Origin of the sequence: Aureibaculum marinum (genome assembly GCF_003813905.1) — a bacterium.
Classification (GTDB): domain Bacteria; phylum Bacteroidota; class Bacteroidia; order Flavobacteriales; family Flavobacteriaceae; genus Aureibaculum; species Aureibaculum marinum.
The window spans coordinates 77,744-84,644 of sequence record NZ_RPFJ01000040.1; the positions used below are offsets into that span (position 1 = coordinate 77,744).

Annotated in this window: 7 protein-coding genes; all 7 read right to left on the reverse strand. The window is 29.1% G+C overall.

Annotated features, from left to right (window positions below; all coding sequences use genetic code 11):
- Positions 1-107: 107 nt before the first annotated feature.
- On the reverse strand, positions 108-986 hold the full coding sequence (locus EGM88_RS13915; protein WP_123899035.1) for a pirin family protein: 879 nt from the start codon (positions 984-986) through the stop codon (positions 108-110).
- 67 nt (positions 987-1,053) lie between these two features.
- Positions 1,054-1,647: a Crp/Fnr family transcriptional regulator gene (locus tag EGM88_RS13920; protein WP_123899036.1), complete on the reverse strand. Its 594-nt coding sequence runs from the start codon at positions 1,645-1,647 to the stop codon at positions 1,054-1,056.
- Between the two features lie 291 nt (positions 1,648-1,938).
- Positions 1,939-2,151, reverse strand: a complete 213-nt coding sequence (locus EGM88_RS13930; protein ID WP_123899037.1) for a heavy-metal-associated domain-containing protein — start codon at positions 2,149-2,151, stop codon at positions 1,939-1,941.
- A 22-nt stretch (positions 2,152-2,173) separates the two neighbouring features.
- The gene (locus EGM88_RS13935; RefSeq protein WP_123899038.1) at positions 2,174-4,384 is read right to left on the reverse strand and encodes a heavy metal translocating P-type ATPase; all 2,211 of its coding nucleotides are present in this window, start codon (positions 4,382-4,384) and stop codon (positions 2,174-2,176) included.
- Positions 4,385-4,489: 105 nt separating this feature from the next.
- Positions 4,490-5,062 carry a helix-turn-helix domain-containing protein gene (locus EGM88_RS13940; RefSeq protein ID WP_123899039.1) on the reverse strand — a complete coding sequence of 191 codons (573 nt, stop codon included), beginning with the start codon at positions 5,060-5,062 and terminating at the stop codon, positions 4,490-4,492.
- A gap of 273 nt (positions 5,063-5,335) precedes the next feature.
- Entirely contained in the window at positions 5,336-5,752 is a 417-nt protein-coding gene (locus EGM88_RS13945) for a hypothetical protein (protein ID WP_123899040.1), read from the reverse strand.
- Positions 5,753-6,012: 260 nt separating this feature from the next.
- Complete coding sequence (locus tag EGM88_RS13950; RefSeq protein WP_123899041.1) at positions 6,013-6,759, reverse strand: DUF6090 family protein; 747 nt, start codon at positions 6,757-6,759, stop codon at positions 6,013-6,015.
- Positions 6,760-6,901: the final 142 nt, after the last annotated feature.

Here is a 6,901-nt window from a genome sequence, read left to right on the forward strand (position 1 = left end):
TTTAAATCCAGTCCAATCACTAACAAAAAAATCAGGTAAAAAAGTAATACCAAGTCCGGAAATTAGTAGAGTTAATACTTCATAGTTTTTTAAAATAAATATAAAGTTTAATCTTCTAGATAACCAAATTTTCCATTATTAAAATCATTAAAAGCTTCTTTCAATTCTTCTTTAGTATTCATTACAAAAGGTCCGTGAGCCGCAATGGGTTCGTTGATAGGTTCTCCACTTAATACCAATACAAGAGCATCGTCTGTTGCTTCTATTTCAAAAGCTTCACCATCGTTTGCCATAAGAGCCAAATGATCTGTGGGTACTTTTTCACTTCCATTGATTATAATATTACCTTCTAAAACAAGAAGCGTGGTATTGTAATGTGATGGAAATTGAAAATCGGCTTTTCTACCTTTGTTCAATTTTGCGTTTAACATGTTTATAGGTGTAAAAGTTGAAGCAACACCATTTGTGTTTTTATAATTTCCTGCAATTACTTCTATATGACCCGAATTATCTTTTAGTATATAATGGTTAATGTCTTTATATTGAATTGCTTGATATTTTGGAGCACTCATTTTATATTTTTTAGGTAGGTTTACCCAAAGTTGAACCATTTGAAAATCGCCACCTTTTTTGCTCCATTCTTTTTCGTGATACTCTTTATGTAACACGCCACTAGCTGCGGTCATCCATTGTACATCACCTTCTCCAATAACGCCACCGCCGCCACTACTGTCATGATGTGCCACTTTGCCTTTGTAAGCAATTGTTACGGTTTCAAAACCTCTATGTGGATGAACACCAACACCTTTTGGTTTTTCTGAAGGAGGGAACGAATACGTTGAATTATAATCCATTAAAATAAATGGATCCATACGCTTCATATCCATTCTATATCCACTTGGAATAAAATTATGTACTCTAAAACCATCACCAACAAAATGAGGCTCTCTTGGACTTGCTACTAATTCTACAGTTCTTGTTTTCATAATTTATAATTTTATAGCACAAATGTACCTCGAGAAAAAAAGCTGTGCATTGATGTATGATAAGAACTTACTTTTTAAAATTTTTAGATGCCAATTCTTTTCGAACGCGACTTAAACTTTCAGGTGTAATACCTAAATAAGAAGCAACCATTGTTTGTGGAACTCTCAGTAGTATGTCTGGATACATTTTTATAAACTCTAAGTATCTATCTTCTGCAACTGCACTTAATAATAAATTAATTCTGTTTTGTAAATGTCGTATATGATTATGTAGTAGTTTGTTATTAAAATCAGTAAAGTTTTCAACTTTTTTAGAAAGTAATTTTACAAAATTTTCATCTATCAGAACAACTTCACTATTTTCTAAGGCTTGAATAAAATATACAGAAGGTTTATTAAAAAAAGCACTTTCTCTGTCTGTTACAAACCAATTTTCAGGAGCAAAAGAAAGTATGTGTTCTTTGCCTTTTTGATCAATAGAAAATTGTCTTAACAATCCACTTTCAACAAAAAAAGTGTGTTTACAATGTTCACCACTTCTTAATAAGAATTCCTCTTTTTTAACCTTTTTAACTGTGCAATTTTCTACTATTGATATAATTTCTTTTTCATCAATATTAAGATTGGAAGTTAAAAATGTTTTTAGAATAGGAGTGTTCATTGTTGTTTTGAGTGTTTTATAAATAATACACAAAGTGATTGTACATGGTTAAACTTCGCTAATTAATTTATCAAGATTGAGTTTAAATCACCTAATTTAACAAATATAAGTTGAATCTGCCTACTGGCAGGTAGGTTGGTATAAAGTTTGTAATTTTTTAAATTTATCAAATGTTAATTGTAAAAATGTTAATGTAACTGATAAAGAACAATTTGAAACTGCAGTGCGTGATGCCGAAGCTATTTATAGCAAAACAGATTTATTAGTTAATAATGTAGGTATTTCTAATTATTATTGAATCTCTTCAATTTCAAAACCTAAATCTTTTACAGCATTGAATACTGTTTCTTTATTATCGTCATCAATTTCCACTTCTAAAACTTTATCTGAACTATTAAGATCTACCTTCCAAGAATCAATATTATCTATTGCATTTAATACGGGAGTTAAAGATTTAATACACCCTGTACATTTTATGTTTGTTTTATATTTTACTATTCTCATATTTTATGTGATTTTAAATGAATTAAATGGTACTATTTTTTAATCGTAAACTATTGGCAAGTACAGATATTGAACTCATAGACATTGCTGCTCCAGCAATCATAGGATTTAATAAAAAGCCGTTGATAGGGTAGAGCATACCTGCAGCAATAGGAATAGCAATTAGGTTATAAATAAAAGCCCAAAATAAATTTTGTTTAATTGTTTTCATGGTAGCTTTGGACAATTGAATGGCTTTAACAATTAGTTTTAAATTAGATTGCATCAAGGTAATTCCTGCACTTTCCATGGCTATGTCTGTTCCGCTTCCCATTGCAATACCTACATCAGCTTGAGCTAGAGCCAGAGAATCATTTATGCCATCTCCAGCCATAGCAACAATTTTTCCTTGCTTTTGTAATTGTTCCACAAATTTTCCTTTTTCGGAAGGCATTACATTGGCTTGAAAATGTTTAATTCCAACTTGTTGGGCAATAGCTTTTGCAGTTTGTTCATTGTCTCCAGTTAACATGTGAATGTCAATTCCTAATTTTTGTAGTTTTCTAATGGCGGAAATAGTGGTTTCTTTTACTTTATCAGCTACAGCAATAATTCCTACCACAGAGTCTTGTTCACTAATATAAACTACTGTTTTTGCTTCTAATTTTAATGATTTTGCTTTTTGCTGTAATGTATTAGGAATATTAATCTTATTTTGAAGCATTAAGTTTTCATTACCTATTCTATAGCGTTTATTATTGACTGTAGCTTCAGTTCCTAGACCTGTTATACTCTGAAACGATTGAATAGCAATAAGTTCAGTAGTTATTTTTTTAAGATGTTGAACAATTGCTTCTGCAATAGGATGTTCTGATTGAGACTCTATCGTTAAAACTACTTTTTCTAGTGTAGTTGATACTATATTTTTATCCCAAATAATATCGATCACTTGTGGTTTTCCTTCTGTTATAGTCCCTGTCTTATCAAGAATTAATGTGTCAATTTTATAAGCAGTCTCAAGAGATTGAGCATCTTTAATAAGAATTCCTTGCTCAGCACCCTTTCCAATACCTACCATTAAAGCGGTTGGTGTTGCTAAACCTAATGCACACGGACAAGCAATGATTAAAACTGTTATTAAGGCAAGCGTAGCGTAAGTTGAAGAGGGCTCTGGCCCTAGTAAATACCATATAATAAAAGCTAAGACTGAAAGTCCAATTACAACGGGAACAAATATGCCAGCTATCTTATCTGCCATTTTTTGAATGGTAGGTTTGCTTGATTGTGCTTGTTCAACCAATTTAATAATTTGAGAGAGTAAGGTGTCGTTACCAATTTTATCTGCCAATATTCTTAAGGCTCCTTTTTGGTTAATAGTACCTGCAAATACTTTACTTCCTTTTATTTTTTTTACAGGAATAGGCTCTCCAGAAATCATACTTTCGTCAATAAACGAATTTCCTTTTTTTACTTTGCCATCAACTGGTACTTTATCTCCGGGTTTTAAAATAATAAGTTCTCCTTTAAGAATTTCATCATAGGATATAATTACTTCTTCTCCATTTCTAATAGCAGTTACCTTTTTAGGGGTTAAACTCATTAGTTTTTTTATAGCAGAAGATGTTTTACTTTTTGCTTTTTCTTCTAAAAAACGCCCCAAAAGTATTAGAGTAATAATAATTACGGCAGATTCAAAATAAACATGTGGGTTAATCCCTTTACTTATAAAATAATGAGGATATACTGTGTTAAATACACTAAATAAAAACGCAATGCCTGTACTAAGTGCTACAAGTGTATCCATATTGGCAGAAAAGTGCTTCAACTTTTTCCAAGCAATAGTGTAAAATTCAGCACCACTAACAAATATAACGGGAATGGAAAGTACCATCATAATCCAATTTTCATAAGGTATTTTTCCCATCAAAAACATTGACATAATAAAGATGGGTATTGAAAATAAAGTTGAGAAAATCAGCTTAAATTTAAGAGAACGTAACCTGTTTTCTTCTAATTTTTTAAATATCTTTTGGCTGTCTTGTGTGTTTCCTACTACAATTGTATAACCTATTTCTTTTATTTTTTGTTGAATGTTTTCAAGTGTTACTTTACTATGGTCATATTCTAGTAGTACAGTTTGATTTGGATAATTCACAGTAACATCAATAATACCTTCTTGAGGTTTTAAATAGGATTCTACACTAATGGCACATGTTGCACACGTCATTCCTACTATTTTATATTGTTCTTTCATACTATACCATTTTTTGATAGAACAAAGATATAGCAACTGTTTACAGACACTATTACATAATTATGACTATTAGTTATAGAATTATGATTCGTCTAATTTTTTTATCTAAATAGAATCTATAGCTTGATAATTTGGATCTTTTAGTTTTTTAAACTCAGAAGGAGACATTCCAGTTTCTTTTTTGAACTGGGCAGAAAGGTGAGCTACACTACTATAGTTCATTTGAAAGGCTATTTCTGAAAGGGTATATTCTTTATAGAAAAGGAGTTCTTTTACGCGTTCAATTTTTTGTTTGAGTATAAAACGCTCAATGGTAATACCTTCTACAGATGAGAAGAGTCGGCTAAGTGATGAATATTCATGATGCAATTTTTCAGAAATATATACTGAAAAATTAGAAGTTAATTGTTCTTTTGAATGGTGTATTTGTGTTACAATTATGGTTTTAATTTGTTCTATAATTTTTTTGTTTTTATCTTGAAGTAATTCAAACCCTCTTTCTATTAAGTTATTGGCTAGTTTAGATTTTACATCATCACTTATTTCTTTATAACTTTCTACTTTACCCAATTGAATATGTTTTATTGGAATATCCAATTCTTCATAAATAGTTTTAACCACATCAATACAACGTGGACAAACCATATTTTTTATATAGATAATATTTGATGAATTCATTTGAATGTCTTCAGAAATATGTACAGGTTAAAATTGAATTTAGGTTGCTAATTTATATATCCTATTTGGTGTTTTAAAGTTTAAAGATAAGTGTAATCTTATTTGATTATATAAATTTATTGCTTTTTTTTATTTTTTAGCCTAAGTTATACTAGTTAAACACTTAAGACCATTAAGTGAAGCTAGTTCAAGATTATATTCAATTACCAAAAGTGGCAAAAAAAAGTGCTATTTAGTTGTTAAAAAATAGTTGTACTTGTGTAGTTTTTATTGTTATAATTTATTTTTTTGTAATCCACTTTTCTTTACGGTATATAAAAATAGTAATCCTAAAATTACACTACTTACTCCATAAACGGCATCAGTTTTGTCAGGTGTATTTAAAATTGAAATAAAAAATTCGAAAATCATATTTATAATTCCAAAAACAATTCCAATAATTGTTATATGTTTTAATTTTAAACCTACCATTAGTCCAATATATCCTATGGATACAAAAACTATTAAAGTTAAGGAAAAGTTTGATACATGTTTATAGAAATCTGGAAATACTTTTAAAAGTGATGCTATTCTAATTTCAGGAATACTTCTACCAAAAAATAGAAATAATGAGAATACCAACAAAGCAGAATAGCTTAACGCTGCCCATATTTTTGGAAGGTGTTTTAGTGATTTAATAAAGTTTTTCAACAGGTAACTTATTTAAGTTAAGTTTTTTAGGAAACAAAATTGTAGGTGTAATTGTCCATGAAAATTGTTTCATAAAAATAAGTATTGGTTTAAAGATACTAATTTTTATGTAAAAAAAATGAGTGTCTAACAAAATGTTAAAACAAGCATTTTCTATAGTAAAAAATGGAATTTCTTACGATGATAATTACAAAAGTACTTTGGTGAAAAATTAATAGACTTTTTATTTGTTTTTACCTCAGTTCTTTGTTGGGCTTTCGTTATTTTTTTAATTCCTTATTAATAAGAATTTCAATTTCTTCCATATCCGATAGAATATTCTTAAATCTTATAAGACTTCCTTGTTCCGATTCCACCTTCATATATTGACTAAACTCTAATTTAATAAGAAGCTCTATTAAGTTTTTTTCTTCAAATACATATTCCAATAGTTTGGGCTGATTTTGTATATTTTTAAAGGCAAACTCTTCACTTCCAAATTTATTAGCTGCCGCAGATGTCCCTTCACCAGATTTATCATTGTTGTATTTAGAAACTTTTTCTGTTTCTTCTATATATTTTTCTAAACTGATTAATTGTTCTCTAATGATAGGTGGCATTAATTTGATGTCACCTGTATTTTGCAAAGTATGTATCGTGTTAGATTTGAATTGAACATTATAAAGTGGCCAAGCTAAATTTCTAACTTTAGAAATTATTTTGTTTATTGGTAAGTTTGGCTGATTATAGATGTCTTTAAAAGTTCTAAATTTTACCATATTAGAATCTATTCTTGAAGAATGCTCTTTTATATATGCTTTGTCGTTCTCAAAATCTTGTAGTAATTGTTTATAATAAACTTGCCTTAAATTTTCAGTTTTCCGTTCATCATTGAGGTTGTTAAGTTGTAGGGCAATTAAAATCCCTAGAACAACAAGTATAATTTCACCGATTGCATATTTAAGGTATTTTCCAATTTTGCCTTCTAAAAGCAAGTTTTGTCTAATTTTTCTAAAGAATTTTATCATTGATTAGCGGTTTCTGATAATGTCTCGTCCTGAAATATGGCTACAGGTTAATAATTAATTTAAGCTGATAATTTATATACCATATTTGGTGTTTTAAAGTCTAAAGATAAATGTAATCTTATTTGGTTGTATAAATTTATTG

Excerpts from the sequence above, each read along its gene's own strand:
- EGM88_RS13915 (WP_123899035.1), bottom strand. The coding sequence starts at position 986 with ATGAAAACAAGAACTGTAGAATTAGTAGCAAGTCCAAGAGAGCCTCAT.
- EGM88_RS13920 (WP_123899036.1), bottom strand. The coding sequence starts at position 1,647 with ATGAACACTCCTATTCTAAAAACATTTTTAACTTCCAATCTTAATATT.
- EGM88_RS13930 (WP_123899037.1), bottom strand. The coding sequence starts at position 2,151 with ATGAGAATAGTAAAATATAAAACAAACATAAAATGTACAGGGTGTATT.
- EGM88_RS13935 (WP_123899038.1), bottom strand. The coding sequence starts at position 4,384 with ATGAAAGAACAATATAAAATAGTAGGAATGACGTGTGCAACATGTGCC.
- EGM88_RS13940 (WP_123899039.1), bottom strand. The coding sequence starts at position 5,062 with ATGAATTCATCAAATATTATCTATATAAAAAATATGGTTTGTCCACGT.
- EGM88_RS13950 (WP_123899041.1), bottom strand. The coding sequence starts at position 6,759 with ATGATAAAATTCTTTAGAAAAATTAGACAAAACTTGCTTTTAGAAGGC.